Source organism: Sphaerotilus microaerophilus (assembly GCF_023734135.1).
In the GTDB taxonomy this organism is placed as follows: Bacteria; Pseudomonadota; Gammaproteobacteria; order Burkholderiales; family Burkholderiaceae_C; genus Sphaerotilus; species Sphaerotilus microaerophilus.
In genome coordinates this window covers 2,381,528-2,402,223 of the sequence record NZ_AP025730.1, presented here as the reverse complement: position 1 = coordinate 2,402,223, position 20,696 = coordinate 2,381,528, and the positions used below count along the sequence as shown (strand labels likewise).

22 protein-coding genes are annotated in these 20,696 nt (G+C 65.8%); 13 read left to right on the top strand and 9 right to left on the bottom strand.

Features of this window, described 5'->3' with window-relative positions; genetic code table 11:
* Window positions 1-31: 31 nt before the first annotated feature.
* Window positions 32-562, bottom strand: coding sequence for a DUF192 domain-containing protein (locus NGK70_RS10445; protein ID WP_428985587.1), 531 nt, complete (start codon window positions 560-562; stop codon window positions 32-34).
* 190 nt (window positions 563-752) lie between these two features.
* Between NGK70_RS10445 and NGK70_RS10440 the strand changes: the two genes are divergently transcribed.
* The 7 genes from NGK70_RS10440 (at window position 753) to NGK70_RS10410 (ending at window position 7,125) form a co-directional block, all read left to right on the top strand.
* Complete coding sequence (locus NGK70_RS10440) at window positions 753-3,170, top strand: heavy metal translocating P-type ATPase (RefSeq protein WP_251973162.1); 2,418 nt, start codon at window positions 753-755, stop codon at window positions 3,168-3,170.
* An 8-nt stretch (window positions 3,171-3,178) separates the two neighbouring features.
* Entirely contained in the window at window positions 3,179-3,349 is a 171-nt protein-coding gene (gene ccoS / locus NGK70_RS10435) for a cbb3-type cytochrome oxidase assembly protein CcoS (protein ID WP_251973161.1), read from the top strand.
* 57 nt (window positions 3,350-3,406) lie between these two features.
* Entirely contained in the window at window positions 3,407-4,849 is a 1,443-nt protein-coding gene (ccoN, locus tag NGK70_RS10430; RefSeq protein ID WP_251973160.1) for a cytochrome-c oxidase, cbb3-type subunit I, read from the top strand.
* Between the two features lie 16 nt (window positions 4,850-4,865).
* Window positions 4,866-5,486, top strand: coding sequence for a cytochrome-c oxidase, cbb3-type subunit II (gene ccoO, locus NGK70_RS10425; RefSeq protein ID WP_251973159.1), 621 nt, complete (start codon window positions 4,866-4,868; stop codon window positions 5,484-5,486).
* A 13-nt stretch (window positions 5,487-5,499) separates the two neighbouring features.
* The gene (locus NGK70_RS10420) at window positions 5,500-5,673 is read left to right on the top strand and encodes a cbb3-type cytochrome oxidase subunit 3 (protein ID WP_251973158.1); all 174 of its coding nucleotides are present in this window, start codon (window positions 5,500-5,502) and stop codon (window positions 5,671-5,673) included.
* Window positions 5,666-6,601 carry a cytochrome-c oxidase, cbb3-type subunit III gene (gene ccoP / locus NGK70_RS10415; protein WP_251973157.1) on the top strand — a complete coding sequence of 312 codons (936 nt, stop codon included), beginning with the start codon at window positions 5,666-5,668 and terminating at the stop codon, window positions 6,599-6,601. Before NGK70_RS10420 ends, ccoP begins: the two co-directional genes overlap by 8 nt.
* A gap of 260 nt (window positions 6,602-6,861) precedes the next feature.
* Entirely contained in the window at window positions 6,862-7,125 is a 264-nt protein-coding gene (locus NGK70_RS10410) for a hypothetical protein (protein ID WP_251973156.1), read from the top strand.
* Between the two features lie 136 nt (window positions 7,126-7,261).
* On the opposite strand, the gene pbpG is transcribed toward NGK70_RS10410, so the two are convergent.
* The 6 genes from pbpG to NGK70_RS10380 form a co-directional block, all read right to left on the bottom strand.
* A complete protein-coding gene (pbpG, locus tag NGK70_RS10405; protein ID WP_251973155.1) occupies window positions 7,262-8,284 on the bottom strand; it encodes a D-alanyl-D-alanine endopeptidase in 1,023 nt (340 codons plus the stop codon).
* A 125-nt stretch (window positions 8,285-8,409) separates the two neighbouring features.
* Window positions 8,410-9,951: a 2-isopropylmalate synthase gene (locus tag NGK70_RS10400; protein ID WP_251973154.1), complete on the bottom strand. Its 1,542-nt coding sequence runs from the start codon at window positions 9,949-9,951 to the stop codon at window positions 8,410-8,412.
* Window positions 9,952-10,178: 227 nt separating this feature from the next.
* The gene (pssA, locus tag NGK70_RS10395; RefSeq protein ID WP_251973153.1) at window positions 10,179-11,009 is read right to left on the bottom strand and encodes a CDP-diacylglycerol--serine O-phosphatidyltransferase; all 831 of its coding nucleotides are present in this window, start codon (window positions 11,007-11,009) and stop codon (window positions 10,179-10,181) included.
* Between the two features lie 108 nt (window positions 11,010-11,117).
* Window positions 11,118-12,134 (bottom strand): ketol-acid reductoisomerase, encoded by a 1,017-nt coding sequence (gene ilvC / locus NGK70_RS10390; protein ID WP_251973152.1) that lies wholly within the window; start codon window positions 12,132-12,134, stop codon window positions 11,118-11,120.
* A 66-nt stretch (window positions 12,135-12,200) separates the two neighbouring features.
* Window positions 12,201-12,692, bottom strand: a complete 492-nt coding sequence (gene ilvN, locus NGK70_RS10385) for an acetolactate synthase small subunit (protein WP_251973151.1) — start codon at window positions 12,690-12,692, stop codon at window positions 12,201-12,203.
* A 161-nt stretch (window positions 12,693-12,853) separates the two neighbouring features.
* Complete coding sequence (locus tag NGK70_RS10380; RefSeq protein WP_251973150.1) at window positions 12,854-14,635, bottom strand: acetolactate synthase 3 catalytic subunit; 1,782 nt, start codon at window positions 14,633-14,635, stop codon at window positions 12,854-12,856.
* A gap of 308 nt (window positions 14,636-14,943) precedes the next feature.
* On the opposite strand from NGK70_RS10380, the gene NGK70_RS10375 reads away from it, so the two are divergent.
* From NGK70_RS10375 to NGK70_RS10350, 6 genes are read left to right on the top strand one after another with little or no spacing between them, the layout of a single operon-like run.
* Window positions 14,944-15,510, top strand: a complete 567-nt coding sequence (locus NGK70_RS10375) for an RNA polymerase sigma factor (RefSeq protein ID WP_251973743.1) — start codon at window positions 14,944-14,946, stop codon at window positions 15,508-15,510.
* The gene (locus NGK70_RS10370; protein ID WP_251973149.1) at window positions 15,507-16,022 is read left to right on the top strand and encodes a DUF3619 family protein; all 516 of its coding nucleotides are present in this window, start codon (window positions 15,507-15,509) and stop codon (window positions 16,020-16,022) included. The genes NGK70_RS10375 and NGK70_RS10370 overlap by 4 nt, the downstream gene beginning before the upstream one ends.
* On the top strand, window positions 16,019-16,762 hold the full coding sequence (locus NGK70_RS10365; protein ID WP_251973148.1) for a DUF3106 domain-containing protein: 744 nt from the start codon (window positions 16,019-16,021) through the stop codon (window positions 16,760-16,762). Before NGK70_RS10370 ends, NGK70_RS10365 begins: the two co-directional genes overlap by 4 nt.
* Window positions 16,763-16,806: 44 nt before the next feature.
* Complete coding sequence (locus tag NGK70_RS10360; protein ID WP_256490797.1) at window positions 16,807-17,304, top strand: RDD family protein; 498 nt, start codon at window positions 16,807-16,809, stop codon at window positions 17,302-17,304.
* A 52-nt stretch (window positions 17,305-17,356) separates the two neighbouring features.
* Entirely contained in the window at window positions 17,357-17,740 is a 384-nt protein-coding gene (locus NGK70_RS10355; RefSeq protein WP_251973147.1) for a diacylglycerol kinase, read from the top strand.
* Between the two features lie 3 nt (window positions 17,741-17,743).
* Window positions 17,744-18,328 carry an LOG family protein gene (locus NGK70_RS10350; protein ID WP_251973146.1) on the top strand — a complete coding sequence of 195 codons (585 nt, stop codon included), beginning with the start codon at window positions 17,744-17,746 and terminating at the stop codon, window positions 18,326-18,328.
* Window positions 18,329-18,482: 154 nt separating this feature from the next.
* Here the strand turns inward: NGK70_RS10350 and NGK70_RS10345 are convergent, their stop codons facing one another.
* Together NGK70_RS10345 and ettA are read right to left on the bottom strand one after the other, a co-directional pair.
* Entirely contained in the window at window positions 18,483-18,821 is a 339-nt protein-coding gene (locus NGK70_RS10345) for a P-II family nitrogen regulator (protein ID WP_251973145.1), read from the bottom strand.
* A gap of 83 nt (window positions 18,822-18,904) precedes the next feature.
* Window positions 18,905-20,569 carry an energy-dependent translational throttle protein EttA gene (gene ettA / locus NGK70_RS10340; RefSeq protein WP_251973144.1) on the bottom strand — a complete coding sequence of 555 codons (1,665 nt, stop codon included), beginning with the start codon at window positions 20,567-20,569 and terminating at the stop codon, window positions 18,905-18,907.
* Window positions 20,570-20,696 lie beyond the last annotated feature (127 nt).

Genomic DNA, 20,696 nt, shown 5'->3' with positions numbered 1-20,696 from the left:
AATGCTTATGTCGAATCGGAATATGTAGCCCTCAACGCCCCACTGAAGCAGCCGGACCGAAACCTTCGCCACCGATGCGGCTGCCCGCCTTCAGGCCCCGCTTGGCGAACCAGCCCTGGTTCATCTCCAGCGCCAGCCGCACCGGCTTGGTCGGGCAGTGGGAGGCCTCGCTGCGCGGCGGCATGTCCGCGATGTTGACGATGCTGCCGTCATCGGCCAGGAAGGCGATGGACAGCGGCAGCAGCGTGTTCTTCATCCAGAAACAGTGCACGCCGGGCTGCTCGAAGACGAACAGCATGCCGTGGTTGGCCGGCATGCTGGGCCGGTGCATCAGGCCGATGCCGCGCTCCTCGGGGCTGTCGGCCACCTCGGCGGTGATCAGGTGCATGCCGGCCGTCAGGCGGGTGACGGGCAGTTGCTGGGCGGCGTCCTGGGCATGCACCGCCGCCCCCACGCCCGCCAACGCCAGGGTGACCGCGGCGCGCCTGATCAACGGGCGCAGAGGCCAGCGGCGCCCGGGCCGGCGACCGCCTCCGTCGGGCGGGTTGGAATGATGCTGCATTGCAACATGAGCGGCGGCCATGTGAGACTTGATCGGTATCATGCTGGGCTGTTCGAGTCCCGTGAAGAATAGCGCACTGCTGCGGTGGTTTCTGCGGTCAGCGTCTGTCTTGCTGGTGGGTTTGCCTCCCATCAGGGGTGCCGTCATGCCCTGACCCGTGGGCGTGGTTGGTCGATTTCCGGGTCCATCCATGAGTTTGCCGTCCTCCACCGAAACCCCTCCCGAGTTGCGTGCGCCACCGGAAGCCGTGCGGGCGCTGTCGCCCACGCAGGTGGTTGCGGTGGACGACGATCGCTCGCTGGCCGCGCACACGCAGTGGATCGAGGGGTCGAAGGGCGAGCGCCTCGGGCAGTCCCGCCTGCTGCTCAGCGGGCTGCACTGCGCGGCCTGCGCCGGCCTGATCGAGGAGGCCCTGGGCCGCGTCGACGGGGTGCGCGTCGCCGAGGTGAACGGTGCCGCGCAACGGGCCGTGGTGACCTGGGACCCAGCACGCACCCGCATGTCGGCACTGATCGCCGCCGTGCGGCGCGCCGGCTACGGCGCCTTCCCGGACACCGGCGCCCAAGCGGTGGTGCAGGCGGCCCGCGAGTCGCGCCAGGCGGTCTGGCGGCTGTTCGTGGCGGCCTTCTGCATGATGCAGGTGATGATGTACGCGACGCCGGCCTACATGGCCGAGGCGGGCGACCTCAGTGCCGACATGGCGCAGCTGCTGCGCTGGGCCAGCTGGGTGCTGAGCATCCCGGTGCTGCTCTTTGCGGCCGGCCCCTTCCTGCAGGGCGCCTGGCGCTCGCTGCGGGAGCGGCGTATCGGCATGGATGTGCCGGTGACGCTGGGCATCGTGGTCACCTTCGTGGCCAGCTCGGCGGCCACCTTCAGTGCGGACGGCCCCTTCGGCTCCGAGGTCTATTTCGATTCGCTGACGATGTTCGTCAGCTTCCTGCTGGCGGCCCGCTGGCTGGAAAGCCGTGCGCGCCAGCGCGCGGCGCAGTCCCTCGATGCCGTGATGCGGCGCCTGCCCGATGCGGTGGAGCGGCTCGACGCCAGTGGCCAGGCCCAATGGGTCACGCCGGGGGAGCTGGGCATCGGAGACCGCATCCGGGTTCACGTCGGCCAGGCCTTCGCGGCCGACGGGGTGATCGAGCAGGGCAGCACGCAGGTCGACGAGGCCGTGCTGACCGGCGAATCGCGCCCGGTGGAGCGCGGGCCCGGTCAGGAGGTGGCCGCTGGCTGCCTCAACCTGGGCGCGCCCGTGCAGGTGCGGGTCACCCAACTGGGGGCGCAGACGCGCTACCAGCGCATCGTTTCCCTGGTGGAGCGGGCCCTGACGCAGCGGCCCGGCTTCATGCTCAGCGCCGATCGCATCGCCGGGCCCTTCCTCTGGGTGGTGCTGGGCCTGGCCGTGGCTGCGTATGCGGCCTGGTCATGGATCGACCCGTCCCGGGCGCTGTGGATCGCGGTGTCGGTGCTGATCGTCACCTGCCCCTGCGCCCTCTCGCTCGGTGCCCCGGTGGCGCTGATCGCCGCGGCCGGTGAGTTGGCACGGCGCGGCGTGCTGCTGCAGCGCCTCGATGCACTCGAAGTGCTCACACGCGCGCAGCACCTGGTGTTCGACAAGACGGGCACGCTGACCGAGGACCGCCTCAGCCCGGCGCAGACAGTGTGGCTGAGGACACTCTCGCCGGCCGAACAATCCAGCGCGGCACGCTTGGCAGCCGACCTGGCGAGGCAGTCGGCCCACCCGCTGTCGCGCGCGCTGGTGCATGCGGACCTAGTGGCCCGTGAGAGGGCCCGCGAGGGGGCCCTTGAGGGGGCCTCGCCGCTCTCCTGTGACTGGCAGGACGCTGCCGAGCAGGCCGGCCAGGGGCTGCAGGCCCGACTGGCCTCGGGGAGCGAAGCGGGGGTCTGGCGCCTGGGCAGCGCGGTCTGGTGCCACGCCGAGGGTGATGCCCCTGAGCGGCCGGCCGTGTGGCTCGCCCGGGACGTTCAAGGCCAGTGGCTGCCCTGGGCCCGCTTCGAATTCGACGAGGTACTTCGGCCAGACGCCGCCTCGTCCGTTGCCGTGATGCAACGCTCGGGCTGGTCGGTCCACCTGCTCTCAGGGGACCAGGCGGCCAGCGTACAGGGCATGGCGCGGCGGCTTGGCCTGCCCGCCGAGCAGGCCCGTGCGCAGTGCTCGCCGCAGGACAAGCTGGCGGCGGTGGAAGCGCTGCAGGCACGCGGCGACGTTGTGGTGATGGTGGGCGACGGCATCAACGATGCGCCCGTGCTCGCGCGCTCCGACGTCTCGGTGGCGATGGGCAGCGCAGCCGCGCTGGCCCAGGCACGCGCCGATGTGATCGTGCTGTCCAACCGCATCGGCGACCTGCTGGTGCTGCGCGAGACGGCGCAACGCACCCTCGCCATCGTGCGGCAGAACCTGCGCTGGGCCTTCTTCTACAACCTCGCCTGCGTGCCGCTGGCCCTGGTCGGTTGGCTGCCCCCGTGGGCAGCGGGGCTGGGCATGGCCGCCAGCTCGCTGCTCGTGGTGGTCAATGCCCTGCGCCTGACGCGCCACTCCGCTGCGTTTCCCACCGCCGAAGGTGTTGCGGCCGAACCACGAGCTGCCTGAGGACTGCGATGGAGATTCTGTATCTGCTGGTCCCCCTGTCGGTGGTCCTCGTCTTCGCGATCATCGTGATGTTTGCCTGGGCACTGAGGTCCGGGCAGCTGGACGACATCGAGCGGGAGGGGGAGCGCATTCTCAGGAATGACCCTGATGAGGTTGATGCCGATCAAGCGGCAAGGTAACAGGTTGACAAAGAATCCCGCCCGCAAGGACGGAGAAGTTTCCTAAGGAGCACACCGATGGCAATCAGTACAAGATCCGGCGCAGCTGCACCGGTTTACACAGATGGCGTCGTCAGGGCATTCGCCCTGGCTTCGGTCATCTACGGCATCGTGGGCATGCTGGTGGGCGTGATCGTCGCGTCCCAGTTGGCATGGCCCGAGCTGATCAACGGCATCCCCTGGCTGAGCTACGGGCGCCTGCGCCCGCTGCACACCAACGCGGTGATCTTCGCGTTCGGTGGTTGCGCCCTGTTCGCAACCAGCTACCACGTGGTCCAGCGCACCTGCCAGACCCAGTTGTTCATGCCCGGCCTGGCCTGGTTCACCTTCCTCGGGTGGAACCTGGTGATCGTGCTGGCCGTCATCACCCTGCCGCTGGGCCTGACCTCCGGCAAGGAATACGCCGAACTCGAATGGCCGATCGACATCCTGATCGCCGTGACCTGGGTGGCGTATGCGGTGGTGTTCTTCGGCACGGTCGGTATCCGAAAGATCCGTCACATCTACGTGGCGAACTGGTTCTTCGGTGCCTTCATCATCGCCGTGGCCCTGCTGCACATCGTCAACAGCGCTGCCATTCCGGTGAGCCTGACGAAGTCCTACTCGGCCTACGCGGGCGTGCAGGACGCGATGGTGCAATGGTGGTATGGCCACAATGCGGTGGGCTTCTTCCTGACCGCCGGCTTCCTGGGGATGATGTATTACTACATCCCGAAGCAGGCCGAGCGTCCGGTCTACTCCTATCGCCTGTCGATCGTGCACTTCTGGGCGCTGATCTTCACGTACATGTGGGCGGGTCCTCACCACCTGCACTACACCGCGCTGCCGGACTGGACCCAGTCGGTGGGCATGATCTTTTCGCTGATCCTCCTGGCCCCCTCCTGGGGCGGCATGATCAACGGCATCATGACCCTGTCGGGCGCCTGGCATAAGCTGCGTGACGACCCGATCCTGAAGTTCCTGATCGTGTCCCTGTCGTTCTATGGCATGTCGACCTTCGAAGGTCCGATGATGTCCATCAAGACCGTGAACGCACTGTCCCACTACACCGACTGGACCGTCGGCCACGTGCACTCCGGTGCGCTGGGCTGGGTGGGCCTGGTGTCGATCGGCTCGCTGTACCACCTGATCCCGCGCATGTTCGGTCGCAAGCAGATGTTCAGCATGCGCGCTGTCGAGCTGCACTTCTGGGTGGCCACCATCGGCATCGTGCTCTACATCGCCGCAATGTGGATCGCCGGTGTGATGCAGGGCCTGATGTGGCGCGCCACGAACCCCGACGGCACGCTGGTCTACAGCTTCGTCGAGAGCGTGAAGGCAACCTATCCGTTCTACGTGATCCGTGTCCTGGGTGGCCTGCTGTACCTGTCCGGCATGGTGATCATGGGCTGGAACGTCCTGAAGACCGTGGCCGCCGGCAAGGCCGAGCCGATCGCGATCCCCGCCCCGGCGCACGCCTGAGAAATAGGAGAACAACATGGCAAGCCATAACCAAGCCGTGTCGGGTCACGAGAAGATCGAGACCAGCAACTTCCTGATGATCGTGCTGATCCTGCTGACCGTCTCGGTCGGCGGTCTGCTCGAAATCGTGCCGCTGTTCTTCCAGCGCTCGACCACGCAACCGGTGGAAGGCCTCAAGCCCTACACCGCCCTGCAGTTGGCCGGCCGGGACGTCTATCTGCGCGAGGGCTGCTACAACTGCCACTCGCAGATGGTGCGCCCCTTCCGCGCCGAGACCCTGCGCTACGGCCCGATCTCGGTGGCCGGCGAGTTCGTCTACGACCACCCCTTCCAGTGGGGCTCCAAGCGCACCGGCCCGGACCTGCACCGCGTGGGCGGCAAGTACTCGGACGAATGGCATCGCGTGCACTTGAACAACCCGCGTGACGTGGTGCCCGAGTCGAACATGCCCTCGTACCCGTGGCTTTCCAATGCCCCGGCCAACGCCGGCATCGGCGCCAACATGGCGGCTCTGCGCAAGGTGGGCGTGCCCTACACCGACGCCGAGATCGCCAAGGCGGCCGAGGACGTCAAGGGCAAGACCGAGATGGAAGCAGTGATCGCTTACCTGCAGGTGCTCGGCACCGCGGGCAAGTGAACAGGGGCGGACCATGGATCTCAATGATTGGCGCAGTCTGGTCACGGTGATCTCGTTCGCCAGCTTCCTCGGCATCCTCGCGTGGGCCTGGTCCCGCAAACAGCAGCAAGGTTTCAACGACGCGGCGCAATTGCCCTTCATGGGCGAGGACGCTGGTCAATCCAACATCGGAGGCACGAATGAGTGACTTCATTTCGAGCGGATGGGCGCTCTACGTCTCGGGCATCGTCATTGCCTCGATCGCGTTTTGCGTTCTCGTCCTGATTGGGGCTGCCAAGCGGCGGCCAATGGCAGACGACAACACCACCGGACACGTCTGGGATGAGTCGCTGCAGGAGCTGAACAACCCGCTGCCGCGCTGGTGGATGGGCCTGTTCTGGATCACCATCGTGTTCGCTGCGCTGTACCTGTTCCTGTATCCGGGCCTGGGCAGCAACGAGGGCTCGCTGAAGTGGACCAGCCGCAACCAGTGGCAGGCCGAGCAGGCCAAGGCCGCCGAGACGATGAAGCCGGTCTACGCCAAGTTCGCCAGCATGCCAGTCGAGGCACTTGCCGCCGACGCCCAGGCCATGGGCATTGGTGAGCGGGTTTTCGTCAACAACTGCGCCGGCTGCCATGGCTCGGATGGCAAGGGCAGCAAGAGCTTCCCCAACCTGACCGACAAGGACTGGCTGGGTGGCGACGGCAGCCATGACTACATCGTCAAGACCATTGCAGAAGGTCGCCAGGGCAACATGCCCCCGATGGCCGCCGCGGTGGGTACGCCTGAAGATGTCAAGAACGTGGCCAACTACGTCCTGAGCCTCTCCGGCGCCCCGCACAACGCCGTGGCTGCCCAGCTTGGCAAGGCCAAGTTCGGCGCCTGCGCGGCCTGCCACGGTGCTGACGGCAAGGGCCAGACCGCCATGGGCGCCCCCAACCTGACCGACAAGGTCTGGTTGCACGGCTGGGGCTCCGAAGCCATGGTCAGCGAGATGATCAACAAGGGCAAGGTCAACGTGATGCCGCAGCACGCCACCCGCCTGACCCCCGAGCAGATCCGCGTGCTGGCCGCCTACGTCTGGAGCCTGTCCAACAAGCAAGGCGCCAAGACCGCACTGAACGCGGTGCAGTGATGATGCGCTGACACCGGATGGTTACAGTGGCTTGCAGTGCGCAAGCCACCTGTGACACTCCGGTCAGCACCACTGCTGGCTCAGTTCCCCCGCTGGTCGGGGGATTTTTGTTTTTGTTTTCCGCAGAAGTCGCAGACAGAGAGAATCACGGAACGGCGAGTGATGGCACACCGTTGATCCGAGTGATCGATCCGATTCTGTCCGCGCCGCCCACGACCAGCTGTCTGGCGCTGTCTGGAACACCCCTACAGGAGTCATGCATGTCGAATCCCCCCTCATCCCCCGCCTCCAATGAGCCGTGGTGGAAGATCAAGATGCTGTGGCTGGTGATTGGTGGCCCACTGGCCGTCGTGATCGCCGGCTTCGTCACACTTGGGCTGGCGCTCAAGCACCCTGATGAAGTGCTGAAGCCCTCGACGTCAACGGCAGGTGCCAGCGAGGCCGCCGGGAAGGTCGATCCGGACGCAGCAGCACGCATGCCGGCGCTGCAAGCTCGCAACCACGCAGCCACTGGCGGCAAGTGAACAGTGCCGAGCGAGCGCGTATGCGGCGCTCAGCAGGTCATGGCGCTGGGGTAGGCGCCCTACCCACCGAGGCGGACAAACAAAAGCCCACCCAGCCAACCCCATTGGCTTACTGGGGCGGTTGAGCCGGAGCCTTTCAGGCCGGCGTGCGGGGTCGCAAAGGACCCTTGCCGTCCGCCTCCAGCCAGTGGCGCACCCGCTCGGCATCCCCCAGGCGAGAGTACTTCCCGGCCGAGTCGAGGAACACGAGGATCAGCTTGCGCCCGGCCAGTTGGGCTTGCATCACCAGGCAACGCCCGGCTTCGGCGATGTAGCCCGTCTTCTGCAGGCCGATGTCCCAGGTGGGATTGCGCACCAGCCCGTTCGTGTTGCGGAACTGCACGGTGCGGCGCCCCAGATCGACCGCATGCTCTGGTGACGTCGACAACTCTCGGATGAGCGGGAAGTTGTAAGCGGCCTTGACCAGCCGCGCCAGGTCGGGCGCACTGGAGCGATTGTTGCTAGACAACCCCGTGGGCTCAACATAGCGGGTGTCAGCCATCCCAAGTGCCGTCGCCTTGCGGTTCATCGCCTCGACAAAGGCGGGCAAGCCCCCTGGATAATGCCGGCCCAGCGCATTGGCGGCCCGGTTCTCCGAGGCCATCAACGCCAGGTGCAGCATCTCCATGCGGGTCAGGCGGGTGCCCACAGCGAGGCGAGAACGACTGCCCTTCTCGGTGTCAATGTCTTCCTCCGTGACCTCCAGCACCTCGTCCAGCGCCAGTTTCGCCTCGACGACGACCAGTGAAGTCATCAACTTGGTGAGCGACGCAATCGGGAGCACGGCTTCCGGGTTCTTGGAAAACAGCACCTCGGAAGTATCCTGGTCCATCACATAGGCCACGCTGGACTTCAGCGCCAGCGTGTCATGAGTCTGGTGCAGGCCAGCGATCTGCCCTACCGAGGGCTTCGCCGCCTCGACGACTTTGGCAGGTGCATTGCGCATCGAGACGCGGACCACCTTGCTCGACTTGGTCGCTTTGGCAGGTACGGCGGCGCGCTTGCGCGGCGCGGCCTCCGCCGGAGAAACCAAGCCAGCGCAACCCATGGCGAGAGCGACCATCAGCGCCGACAGGCGCAACAGCGGCAGCGGGCGGCTGCGCGGGAAACAGCGGATCATCTGTACTGCCTGGAACAAGGATGCGGCTGAGTCTAAGTGAAACAACAGTCACGCACAACGTCTTGATTTCACAAGCTTTTTCAGTTTTTCGCCGCTGTTCCACAGATCGACGCTCTTGACCTGCCTCAACCCTGTGCCGCCACGCGCTCGGCCTTGCTGTGGAGCTTGTTCAGGGCGGCCAGGTAGGCCTTGGCCGAAGCCACCACGATGTCGGGGTCGGCACCGACACCGTTGACCACCCGCCCGCCCAGCTGCAGCCGCACCGTCACCTCGCCCTGCGACTCGGTGCTGCCCGAGGTGATGGCGTTCACGGAGTACAGCAGCAACTCCGCACCGCTTTGCAGGCGTGACTCGATGGCCTTCAGGCTGGCGTCCACCGGCCCGTTGCCATCGGCCTCGGCACGGTACTCCTCGTGGCCAGCCGAGAAGGTCACCTGCGCGTGGGGCCGCTCACCCATTTCCGAATGCTGCGACAGCGCCAACAGCCGGTAGTGCTCCTGCTCCTGGGTGACACTCTCATCCGCGACCAGCGCCAGGATGTCCTCGTCGAAGATCTCGCTCTTGCGGTCAGCCAAGTCCTTGAAGCGCATGAAGGCGGCGTTGACCTCGGCCTCCGACTCCAGCGCAATGCCCAGGTCCTGCAGCCGCTGCTTGAAGGCGTTGCGGCCGGAGAGCTTGCCCAGCACGATCTTGTTGGCACTCCAGCCCACGTCCTCGGCACGCATGATCTCGTAGGTGTCGCGCGCCTTGAGCACGCCATCCTGATGGATGCCGGATGCGTGGGCGAAGGCATTGGCCCCCACCACCGCCTTGTTCGGCTGCACCACGAAGCCGGTGGTCTGCGCCACCATGCGCGAGGCCGGCACGATCTGCGAGGCATCGATGCCCAGTTCCAGGCCGAAGTAGTCGCGGCGGGTCTTCACCGCCATCACGACCTCTTCGAGAGAACAGTTGCCGGCACGCTCGCCCAGGCCGTTGATGGTGCATTCCACCTGGCGCGCGCCACCGATCTTCACCCCAGCCAGCGAGTTGGCCACCGCCATGCCCAGGTCGTTGTGGCAGTGCACCGACCAGATCGCCTTGTCGGAGTTCGGCACCCGCTCGCGCAGGGTCCTGATGAAGTTGCCATACAGCTCAGGAATCGCGTAGCCGACGGTGTCGGGGATGTTCAGCGTGGTGGCCCCCTCATCGATCACGGCCTCCAGCACACGGCACAGGAAGTCCGGGTCGGAGCGGTAGCCATCTTCGGGCGAGAACTCGATGTCTGCACAGAGGTTGCGGGCGAAACGCACCGCCAGCCGGGCCTGCTCCAGCACCTGCTCGCGCGTCATGCGCAGCTTCTTCTCCATGTGGAGTTCGCTGGTGGCGATGAAGGTGTGGATGCGCGCGCGGCGGGCACCCTTGAGGGCCTCGGCGGCACGGCTGATGTCACGGTCGTTGGCGCGAGCGAGCGAGCACACCGTCGAGTCCTTGATGACGTCGGCAATCGCCTTGACCGCCTCGAAATCCCCGTTGGACGACGCGGCGAAACCGGCTTCGATCACGTCTACCTTCAGCCGCTCCAGTTGGCGGGCGATGCGCAGCTTTTCCTCGCGTGTCATCGACGCGCCGGGCGATTGTTCCCCGTCACGCAAGGTGGTATCGAAAATGATCAGCTTGTCGCTCATGGCGGCTCTCTCGGGTGGGTTGATGGCAACGCCGCGTCAGGAATGCAAACGGCCCGCTGCGTTGCGCTGAAGCGGGCCGTGATCCTGCGGAAAGTACAGATGTGATCAGTCAGCGCGCTCGAGGCACTCCTAGCAGGGATAGCAGCAGGGGCAGACGCAGATGGGACATCACGCAAAAACTATAGCACGGCTGTGGTGGCGCACCGGGAATGCAGCCATGAGGGCCTTCACCGATGCAGGCCTTCTTCGTCGGGTTCGTCGGTCGATGTGGCGATCACGCTCACCGGCGACCCCTTCGACTTCTTGACCGCATAGACCACATACCCCGACAGGCCGTAGACCACAAAAAGCGCGAACAGCACCATCGGCGGATGGACGTTGATCAGCGCAATGCCCAGCGCGATCAGCACGATGACGATGAAGGGCACGGTGCGCTTGAAACTCACGTCCTTGAAGCTGTAGAAGGGCACGTTGGTGACCATCGTCAGCCCGGCGTAGAGCGTGAAGCCCAGGGCCAGCCAGGCCAGCCAGTCGATCTGCGACACCCCCTTGAAGCCCGCATCGTCCATCACCCAGACGAAGCCGATCACCAGCGCAGCGGCAGCCGGACTGGGCAGCCCCTGGAAGTAGCGCTTGTCGACGATGCCGATGTTGGTATTGAAGCGCGCCAAACGCAACGCAGCGCAGGCGCAGTACACGAACGCGGCGATCCAGCCGGCCTTGCCCAGACCCTTGAGCGCCCACTCGTAGACGATCAGCGCTGGCGCAGCGCCAAAGCTGACCATGTCGGAGAGGCTGTCCATCTGCTCGCCAAAGGCGCTCTGGGTGTTTGTCATGCGCGCCACGCGGCCATCCAGGCTGTCGAGCACGGCCGCGCAGAAGATGCCGATGCAGGCGTTCTCGAAGCGGCCGTTCATCGCCATCACGATGGCGTAAAAGCCCCCAAACAGGGCGCCCAGCGTGAACAGGTTGGGCAGGATGTAGATGCCCTTGCGGCGCGGGCGCACGGGCTCGGCCGATTCATCGTCGAGGTCGTCGATCACGGGTTCAGTGGTCATGGCGAGAGGATAACTCAGCGCCCACAACGGAAAACTGGAATGAAAAAGGGCCGCCCGGCGGGCGACCCTCGTTGGCAGCAGGCACCCGGCGCCGTTGGCGCCATGGCGTCAGTTGCGGCTCTTGTCGACCAGCTTGTTGGCTTTGATCCAGGGCATCATGGCGCGCAGCTTCTCGCCCACCACCTCGATCTGATGCTCGGCGGTCAGGCGGCGGCGGCTCAGCAGCGTCGGTGCGCCTGCCTTGTTTTCCAGGATGAAGGACTTGGCGTATTCGCCCGTCTGGATGTCCTTCAGGCACTGGCGCATCGCGTCCTTGGTCGCCTCGGTCACCACGCGCGGGCCGGTGACGTACTCACCGTACTCGGCGTTGTTGGAGATCGAGTAGTTCATGTTGGCGATACCGCCTTCGTAGATCAGGTCCACGATGAGCTTGAGCTCGTGCAGGCACTCGAAGTAGGCCATCTCGGGCGCGTAGCCGGCCTCCACCAGCGTCTCGAAGCCGGCCTTGATCAGCTCGACAGTGCCGCCACAGAGCACGGCCTGCTCGCCGAACAGGTCGGTTTCGGTTTCTTCGCGGAAGTTGGTCTCGATGATGCCGGCCTTGCCGCCGCCGTTGGCAGCAGCGTAGCTCAGCGCCAGGTCACGCGCCTTGCCGGACTTGTCCTGGTGCACCGCGATCAGGTGCGGCACGCCGCCGCCCTGGGTGTAGGTGCCGCGCACAGTGTGGCCCGGGGCCTTCGGGGCCACCATCCACACGTCGATGTCGTCACGCGGCACGACCTGGCCGTAGTGGACGTTGAAGCCGTGGGCGAAGGCCAACGAAGCACCTTCCTTCATGTTCGGGCCGACCTCGGCGTTGTACACGCCGGCGATCTGCTCGTCGGGCAACAGGATCATGACCACGTCGGCGGTCTTCACCGCGTCGGCGATCTCGGCCACCTTCAGGCCGGCCTTCTCGGCCTTGGCCCAGGAGGCGCCACCCTTGCGCAGACCGACGGTGACCTTGACGCCCGAGTCGTTCAAGTTCTGGGCGTGGGCGTGGCCCTGCGAGCCGTAGCCGATGATGGTGACGTTCTTGCCCTTGATCAGGCTGAGATCGGCGTCCTTGTCGTAGTAGACCTTCATGGGGTGTCTCTTTTCAGAAATCAGGGTTCAGGCGGGAGGATGAAGAAAGCGATCCTGGGAGGATCTTCAGACGCGCAGGATGCGCTCGCCGCGACCGATCCCGCTGGTGCCGGTGCGCACGGTTTCGAGGATGGCGGTGCGGTCCACCGCCTCGATGAAGGCATCGAGCTTGGACGAATCGCCCGTCAACTCGATCGTGTAGGTCTTGTCGGTCACGTCGATGATGTGGCCACGGAAGATCTGCGCCATGCGCATCATCTCCTCACGCTCCTTGCCGACTGCGCGCAGCTTGATGAGCATCAATTCACGCGCCGTGAAGTTGCCCTCGGTCAGGTCCACGACCTTGACGACCTCGATCAGCCGGTTCAGGTGCTTGGTGATCTGCTCGATCACCTCTTCCGAGCCGGTGGTCACGATGGTCATGCGCGACAGCGAGGGGTCTTCGGTGGGCGCCACCGTCAGGCTCTCGATGTTGTAGCCACGCGCCGAGAACAGCGCCACCACGCGGGACAGCGCGCCGGCCTCGTTCTCGAGCAGCAGCGCAATGATGTGTTTCATGTGTCGTCTCCCGGCGTTCGCCTCGGCCCCGGGCGGTAACCCAGGGCTCTGCGAACCGCCGTCAACAGGTTTCGGGGAAGCGGATCCGAACTCAGGAACCTTGGCCGCAGCGCCTGCGCAGAAGGCGGTGACCCGCTGCGCCTTGCCGCCGCCAACCGGCCTCAGAGGTCTTCGGATCCCAGCAGCATCTCCGTGATGCCCATGCCGGCCTGCACCATCGGCCAGACGTTCTCGGTCGGGTCGGTACGCACGTCCAGGAACACGGTGCGGTCCTTCAGGCGGATCATCTCCTTGAGCGCCGGCTCGACCTCGGAGGGCTTCTCGATCTTGATGCCGACGTGACCGTAGGCCTCGGCCAGCTTCACGAAGTCCGGCAGCGCGTCCATGTAGCTGTGTGCGTAGCGGCCTTCGTAGATCAGCTCCTGCCACTGCCGCACCATGCCCAGGTAGCGGTTGTTCAGGCTGATGATCTTCACCGGCGTGTTGTACTGCTGGCAGGTCGAAAGCTCCTGGATGCACATCTGGATGGAGCCTTCGCCGGTGATGCAGAACACATCCGACTCCGGCTTCGCCAGCTTGATGCCCATCGCATACGGCAAGCCCACGCCCATCGTGCCCAGGCCACCCGAGTTGATCCAGCGGCGCGGCTCGGCGAAGCGGTAGAACTGCGCCGCCCACATCTGGTGCTGGCCCACATCGGAGGTGATGTAGGCGTCTGTGCCACGCGTCAGCTCCCACAGGGTCTCGACCACATGCTGCGGCTTGATGACGTCGTCGGAACGCTTGTAGTTCAGGCAGTCACGCTTGCGCCACTCGTTGATCTGGCTCCACCAGGCGTTGATCGCCGCGCCGTCGGCACGCTGCTGCGTCTCGCGGATCTGGACGATCAGCTCCTGCAGCACTTCCTTCACGTCACCGACGATGGGGATGTCCACCTTGACGCGCTTGGAGATCGACGAGGGGTCGATGTCGACGTGGATGATCTTGCGCTCGACCGAGGCGAAGTGCTTCGGGTTGCCGATCACGCGGTCGTCGAATCGGGCACCAACTGCCAGCAGGACGTCGCAGCTCTGCATCGTCATGTTGGCTTCATAGGTGCCGTGCATGCCCAGCATGCCGAGGAACTTGGGATCGGTGGCGGGCACCGCGCCCAGGCCCATCAGCGTGTGGGTGACCGGGTAGCCCAGCAGGTCGCAGAGCTCGCGCAGTTCGGCTGAGGCATTGCCCAGCACCACACCGCCACCGGTGTAGATGTAGGGGCGCTTGGCCGACAGCAGCAGCTGCACGGCCTTGCGGATCTGCCCACCATGGCCCTTGCGCACCGGGTTGTACGACCGCATCTCGATCGTCTCCGGGTACGAGAAGGCGGTGGTGTTGAGCGAGACGTCCTTCGGGATGTCCACCACCACCGGGCCGGGGCGGCCGGTGCGGGCGATGTGGAAGGCCTTCTTGAGCGTTACCGCCAGATCGCGCACATCCTTGACCAGGAAGTTGTGCTTGACCACCGGACGGGTGATGCCGACGGTGTCGCACTCCTGGAAGGCGTCCAGGCCGATCGCGGCCGTGGGCACCTGCCCGGTGATGATGACCATCGGGATCGAATCCATGTACGCGGTGGCGATGCCGGTGACCGCATTGGTCACGCCCGGACCAGAGGTCACCAGGGCCACACCGACGTTGCCGGTCGCGCGCGAGTAGCCATCAGCGGCATGCACGGCGGCCTGCTCGTGGCGTACCAGCACGTGCTGGATGGATTGCTGCTTGTACAGCGCGTCGTAGATGTAGAGCACCGAGCCGCCGGGATAGCCCCAGATGAACTCGACGTTCTCGGCCTGCAGACAGCGCACGAGGATCTCCGAGCCATTCAGCTCGGGGGTGGAAGATGTATCGCGGGAGGCTTGTGCCGATGCGGCACGCTGGTGTTCCGCGGCAGACATGTCCATGTTGAACCTTTCGGGTTTTCTCTGACGAAAATCGAACGGTGCTCCTCCTCGTGCCTGCCTATCAGGTGGCAGACTCGCCCTTGTGGGGCGGAATCGGAGCCTGCGCGGTCAAAAACGGCGGCGCCCGTGGTCGGGCGTCCGAGAGTGACCCATGCCCGCACGGTGTGCGGGAGCGGGATTATCGCACTGTTGCAGCGCCCTTACTGCACTGCAGCAGCGCCCCGCCGGTGCAGACAACCCCGATGACATAATCAAGCCTGCCTTCGCGACCCTTCTTGCGCCGCAGCGTCGACGCTCCCTACCCCACCTTGGCCGCCGACAAAGAGCTCTCCAATTTTCTGCAAGGCGTCGAGAAACGCGCCTTCAAGCGCACGGTGTACGCGGTGCGTGATGACGATGCCGCACTGGACATCGTGCAGGACGCCATGATTCGCCTTGCTGAACGCTATGCCGATCGGCCTGCGGCGGAGTGGCCCATGCTGTTCCAGCGCATCTTGTCCAACGCCACAATGGACTGGTTCCGCCACCAGAAGGTTCGACGGGGCGTGATGAACCTTTTCTCGGAGTTCGAGTCTCCAGATGGGGATCCGGACTTCGACCTGCTGGAGATGCTGGAGGACCAGAGCGGATCCCTTGGCACCGAGAGTTCTGCCGACACCGTGCAGCGCCTGCAAACCCTGAAATCGATCGAGGACGAAGTGGCCAAACTGCCAACGCGTCAACGGGAAGCCTTCCTGATGCGTTACTGGGAGGAAATGGATGTGGCCGAAACGGCCGCCGCCATGGGATGCTCGGAGGGCAGTGTCAAGACCCACTGCTCCCGTGCCGTCCATGCACTGGCCCAGGCTCTGACACTCAAGGGAATCTCGCTGTGAACACCGTATCGCCCAACCGCCCCTGGCCGCCCGCCGAAGCGCAGGCCCTGGAGGCGCGGTTCGGCCTGCGAGTGGCCGCCCACCTGCAGACCGGAGCCGAGGTGGTTCCCCACGACGTCAGTGAGCGCCTGCGGGTGGCACGCCTCCAGGCCGTCGCACGCGCGCAGCAGGCCGCCCGCCAGAAGGTGGCTGTGCCAGCGTCGCGCACGGCCAGCGAAGTTCAGATCGCCCACATCGACCCCCACAACGGCACGATCGCCCTGATGAGCAGTGGCGACGACCGCGACGAGGCTTGGTGGATGCGTGCCGGCATCATCGCCTTGCTGCTGGTGCTGGCCGCCGGGCTCGTCGGCATCGACCAATGGCACACCCACGAGCAGATCCAGGCTGCGGCCGAGATCGACACGGCGCTGCTGGGCGACGACCTGCCGCCCGCCGCTTACGTGGACCCCGGGTTCACCGAGTTCGTGACCTCGACTCCGGTGGCCGACGGCAGTGGGGCTGCCCAGTGAACCTTGCGCGCCGGACCTTCCGACTGCGTCCGATCCTGCAAGGGATCTGCCTGGGCTTGGCCTTGTCGGCCGCCGGCTGGGTTCATGCCGCCGCGGGAGGGCCAGCATGGGCTGAACTGACGCCCGCCGAGCGGTTGGCCCTGCACCCGCTGCAATCGCAGTGGCAGTCGATCGACGCGACGCGCAAGCAAAAGTGGCGCGAGGTCGCTGCGCGTCTGCCGAACCTGCCCAGGGATCAGCAGATCCGCATGCAGGCACGCATGGCGGAGTGGGTCAGCATGACGCCAGCCCAGCGCAATACCGCCCGACTGCACTTCGAGACCACGCGCCAGGTGCCCATGTCCGAGCGCCAGGCGCTGTGGGACGCCTACCAAGCCCTACCGGAAGCCCAACGCAAGGCGCTCGCCGACAAGGCCAGTCAGCGCGCGGTGGCCAGTGCGGTGGCACCGGTCGCTGCTGCCCCGTCTGCCACGGGGTTTGATCGCACCCAGGCCAAATCCAATGTGATCGCCGCCGCCAAGCCGCGCGAGGCGCTGCCCCGCTCGATCGGCCCGGGCACGGTGCAGGCGAGCGTGGGGGCCAGCACACGGCCCCTGACTCAACGCCCCGCTCCACCAAGGCATCAGCAGGCCGGAATGCCGAAGATCGCCGCCACAGGCGACTTCGTGAACAGCGCGACGCTGCTACCCCAGCGAGGCCCACAGGGAGCCGCCGCGGAACAGATCGTTGCGCCGCAGTGAGTTCGACAGCCAGCGCCGACAGTGGCGCAGAGGACCACGCACAGGTGAGCACGGTTGCTCCTGGCTTCTGGCGCCGCTTGGCCGCCATGCTGTACGAGGGCGTGGTTCTCTTCGGCGTGATCTCGGTGGCCGGCTTCCTGTACTCCAGCCTCACCCAGCAGCGGCATGCACTCGATGGTCGGGCCGGCCTGCAGGCCGTCCTCTTCGTGATCCTGGGTCTTTACTTCGTGTGGTTCTGGTCGCGCGGCGGGCAGACCGTGGCGATGAAGACCTGGCATCTTCGCTTGGTCGACGCACACGGCGCCCCGGTGACACAGCGCCGCGCCGTGGCACGCTACTTGAGCAGCTGGCTCTGGTTCCTGCCTGGGCTGGGCTTGGGCGCACTGGCGGGGTGGCATTCCGGCACCGCCCTGAGCCTCGCGGCTCTGGCCTGGGGGCTGGCCTATGCCACCCTCTCGCATGTCCTGCCCGGGCGCCAGACACCGCATGACCTGCTCTGCGGCACCCGCCTGATCGTCTCGAAGCCGGCATCGAAGCGCTGAAGGCCAAGCGGTGAAGGCCGCGACGCCTGTGGCTGGCACAATCTTGCCGGTGATGACCAATCCCCACAAAGGCCGAACCGGCCTGGATCGCATCCTGCACGCCGCCGGCTATTCCGCCCAGGGACTGCGAACCGCCTACCGCACCGAGAGCGCCTTCCGCCAGGAGGTCTGGCTCGCTGCAATCCTGCTGCCGCTGGCCTTCTGGGTCGGGCGCAGCCCGATCGAGATCATCCTGCTGGTCGGCAGCGTGCTGCTGCTGATGATCGTCGAGCTGCTCAACTCGGCCATTGAAGCCACGGTCGACCGCATCTCCTTCGACCTGCACGAACTGGCCAAGCGCGCCAAGGACTACGGTAGTGCGGCGGTCGCGCTGGCCCTGGCACTCTGTGCCCTGGTCTGGCTGCCCCTGCTCTGGAACCGGCTGCAAGGAGCCTGATTCATGTTCGCCCAACGACCCGCCCTGTGCGTCTACTGTGGTTCACGCCACGGCCAGCACCCCGCGTATACGCAGGCCGCGCGCGAGCTGGGCCGGCGCATCGGCGAAGTGGGCTGGAGCCTCGTCTACGGCGGTGGCTGCGTTGGCCTGATGGGGGAGGTGGCGGATGCCGCCCTGGCCGCGGGCGCCCCGGTGCTCGGCGTCATCCCGGACTCGCTGGTACGCCGCGAGGTGAGCCACACCGGTCTGACCGAACTCCAGGTGGTCGAGACGATGCACCAGCGCAAGCAGGCCATGGCCGAGGCGGCCGATGCCTTCGTGGCGCTGCCGGGTGGCATCGGCACTTTCGAGGAGCTGTATGAGGTCTGGTCCTGGCAGCACCTCGGCTACCACCGCAAGCCAGTGGCGCTGCTCGATGTGGAGGGCTACTACGAGCCGCTGCTCACCTTCATGAAGCACACCGAGGCGCAGGGCTTCGTGAGTACCGAACAGGCCCGCGGCCTGCAGGTGCATCGCAGCGTCGACGCGCTGTTCAAGGCCCTGGGGGATCTGCAGTCGCCAGCCCCGGGGGACTTCAGCCGCATCTGATGGACGCCGCCCCAGCCGAGCCCCCAGGCAATGCGGGGCGACCCACGCCGGGACGTGACAAGGGCCAGCGTTGCCGCCGGCCCTTGACTCAGGACGCTACGCCGCGTGCACCCTCAAGGGGGCTGCGGCGCGGATTGCCCTCCGGATCAGACCATCAGACTGCTTGATCGTTGGTTTCGCCGGTACGGATGCGGATGACCTGCTCCACCGGCGTCACGAAGATCTTGCCGTCGCCGATCTTGCCGGTCTTGGCCGCCTTGACGATGGCCTCGACGCAGCGGTCCACGTCCTCGGTCTTCACCACGACTTCGAGCTTGACCTTGGGCAGGAAGTCCACCACGTACTCCGCACCCCGGTACAGCTCGGTGTGGCCCTTCTGGCGGCCGAAGCCCTTCACTTCGGTCACCGTCAGGCCGGTAACGCCCACGTCTGCCAGCGCTTCACGCACTTCCTCAAGCTTGAACGGTTTGATGACGGCGGTGATTTGTTTCATGGTGGTGATGCTCCAGGCGGTTTTCAGCTCAATTTAACCGAATTCGGCGATCCGGGCCGCGGCGCAGCCGCAACGGGGGCGGATCACTTCAAGGCTTTGTAGCGCACGCGCTTCGGGCGCGCACCTTCCTCGCCCAGGCGTTTCTTCTTGTCTTCCTCGTACTCGTGGAAGTTGCCGTTGTAGAAGAACCATTGCGAGTCACCCTCGCAGGCCAGGATGTGCGTGCAGATGCGGTCCAGGAACCAGCGGTCGTGGCTGATGACCATCGCCGAGCCGGCGAACTCCAGCAGCGCCTCTTCCAGCGCGCGCAGGGTTTCGACGTCCAGATCGTTGGACGGCTCGTCAAGCATCAGCACGTTGCCGCCCAGGGCCAGCGTCTTGGCCAGGTGCAGGCGGCCGCGCTCACCCCCGGAGAGGTTGCCCACCAGCTTCTGCTGGTCGTTGCCCTTGAAGTTGAAGCGGCCCAGGTAGGCGCGCGAGGGCATCACGAAGGGGCCTACGACGATGTTGTCCAGCCCGCCCGAGACGTCTTCCCACACCGTCTTGTCACCCGCCAGCGAGTCGCGGCTCTGGTCGACGAAGGTCGGCTTGGCCGTCTTGCCGATCACCACCTCGCCCGCATCGGGCTGCTCGGCGCCCTGGATCATGCGGAACAGCGTGGACTTGCCCGCGCCGTTCGGCCCAATGATGCCGACGATCGCACCCGGGGGCACCTTGAAGCTCAGGTTGTCGATCAGCACGCGGTCGCCGAAGCTCTTGGAGACGCCCTTGAACTCGATCACCTCGTTGCCCAGGCGCTCGGCCACCGGGATGAAGATCTCGTTGGTCTCGTTGCGGCGCTGGTAGTCGACGTCGCTCAACTCTTCGAAGCGGGCCAGGCGCGCCTTGCTCTTGGCCTGGCGGCCCTTGGCGTTGGAGCGCACCCACTTGAGCTCCTCCTTCATCGCCTTGATGCGCGCATCTTCCTTCTTCTGCTCGACCTCCAGGCGGCGCTCCTTCTGGTCCAGCCAGTCGGAGTAGTTGCCCTTGTAGGGATGGCCGAAGCCGCGGTCGAGTTCCAGGATCCACTCGGCGGCGTTGTCCAGGAAGTAGCGATCGTGGGTGATCGCCACCACGGTGCCACCAAAGCGCTGCAGGAACTGCTCCAACCACTCCACCGACTCGGCGTCCAAGTGGTTGGTCGGCTCATCGAGCAGCAGCATGTCCGGCTTGCTCAGCAGCAGGCGGCACAGCGCGACACGGCGCTTTTCACCGCCGGAGAGCACCCCGATCACCGCATCCCAGGGCGGCAGGCGCAGCGCATCGGCGGCCAGCTCCAGCTGCAGGTCGGTGTTCTCGGAACCCGCCGCGGCGATGATCGCCTCCAGCTCGGCCTGCTCGGCGGCCAGTGCGTCGAAGTCGGCATCTTCTTCGGCGTAGGCGGCATAGACCTCATCCAGCCGTTTCTTGGCGGCCAGCACGCCGCCGATGCCCTGCTCCACCGCCTCACGCACAGTCTGCTCGGGCTGGAGCTGCGGCTCCTGCGGGAGGTAACCGATTTTCAGGCCCGGCATCGGGTAGGCCTCGCCCTCGATGTCCTTGTCCAGGCCAGCCATGATCTTGAGCAGCGTGGACTTGCCCGAGCCGTTCAGGCCGAGCACGCCGATCTTGGCGCCGGGGAAGAAGGACAGCGAGATGTCCTTCAGGATCTGCCGCTTCGGCGGCACGATCTTGCCGACGCGGTTCATGGTGAAGACGTATTGAGCCATGGAGCAGATGGTACCGGGTGAGAACGCGCGCCCAGCCAACCGAACCGACTCGGTCGCCAGGCAGCAGCAATAAGCGGAAGCAGACAGGCGCGGAGGACTGGAAACCCGCGCACCCAGGCACCTATTG